2 protein-coding genes and 1 pseudogene are annotated in these 711 nt (G+C 54.4%); 1 reads left to right on the top strand and 2 read right to left on the bottom strand.

What is annotated here, in order from left to right; translation table 11 throughout:
* Positions 1-39 precede the first annotated feature (39 nt).
* Positions 40-255 carry a hypothetical protein gene (locus tag WS68_RS29555; RefSeq protein WP_156429401.1) on the bottom strand — a complete coding sequence of 72 codons (216 nt, stop codon included), beginning with the start codon at positions 253-255 and terminating at the stop codon, positions 40-42.
* On the opposite strand from WS68_RS29555, the gene WS68_RS27365 reads away from it, so the two are divergent.
* Positions 254-451 carry a hypothetical protein gene (locus WS68_RS27365; RefSeq protein WP_156429400.1) on the top strand — a complete coding sequence of 66 codons (198 nt, stop codon included), beginning with the start codon at positions 254-256 and terminating at the stop codon, positions 449-451. The genes WS68_RS29555 and WS68_RS27365 overlap by 2 nt on opposite strands.
* Before the next feature lie 91 nt (positions 452-542).
* On the opposite strand, the pseudogene WS68_RS28265 reads toward WS68_RS27365, so the two are convergent.
* A pseudogene (locus tag WS68_RS28265) lies at positions 543-711 on the bottom strand (IS481 family transposase); the annotation flags it as partial.

The raw sequence follows: 711 nt of genomic DNA, 5'->3' as shown, positions 1-711 counted from the left end.
GCTTCAGGCCCAACTGACGGACCAACAGAACGCCGAAGACTAACACTGCCTTTGGCACTGAAAACCGGGACCGTTCACCGAGCCCGTTCTCCAAGATTGAAATGGCACGAAGAAATCAGGCAGGTCACGGGTGCCGTCGCCAGTGTCATGGCGCTCTGAGGTCGTCACGGCCAGGGAGGGACCATCGAAGTCGGGAAGTGTGTAGTTCTTGCCGGTGGCCTTGGCTTGTCGCACGGCCATGTCGGTGAGGGACATGTTCCATCTCCTGAACATGGATCAGGGATGGATGCTGGTCCTGTCAACCGCGCGCCTCTACAAACAAACCGGAAACTGCCCCACCCGCAAAAATGGATTTGTTTATGGACTTAAAACTTGCGGATGCTGCTGGATTTCTGTGGACGCCGCCGGACTGAAAATTTGGGAAATTTTCCATCAAATCAACAGCTTGTAGGCTTCGTTGGACATCCACGGATTTTCGCGGATTGATGTGTATTAGCCGGGACTTGATCTGACAGGTAGTCGGGCCGACAAAGTACGAGTCATCAATGGGGGATGAGTTTCTCCTTGGCGAGATCGAGCGAATCGAGGAAAGTGCGCATCGGCGTCTTGCCGTAACACCAGCGCCCCTGATGCTCTCGTTCATTGTTGTACTGGTCGAGCCACGCATCAAGGTCCGTCTGCAAGGTGGCGATCGAGTCGTAGATCTTCTTG

The sequence above is a fragment of the Burkholderia sp. TSV86 genome (assembly GCF_001522865.1).
Lineage (GTDB): Bacteria > Pseudomonadota > Gammaproteobacteria > Burkholderiales > Burkholderiaceae > Burkholderia.
This window is presented reverse-complemented; position numbering and strand designations above follow the sequence as displayed.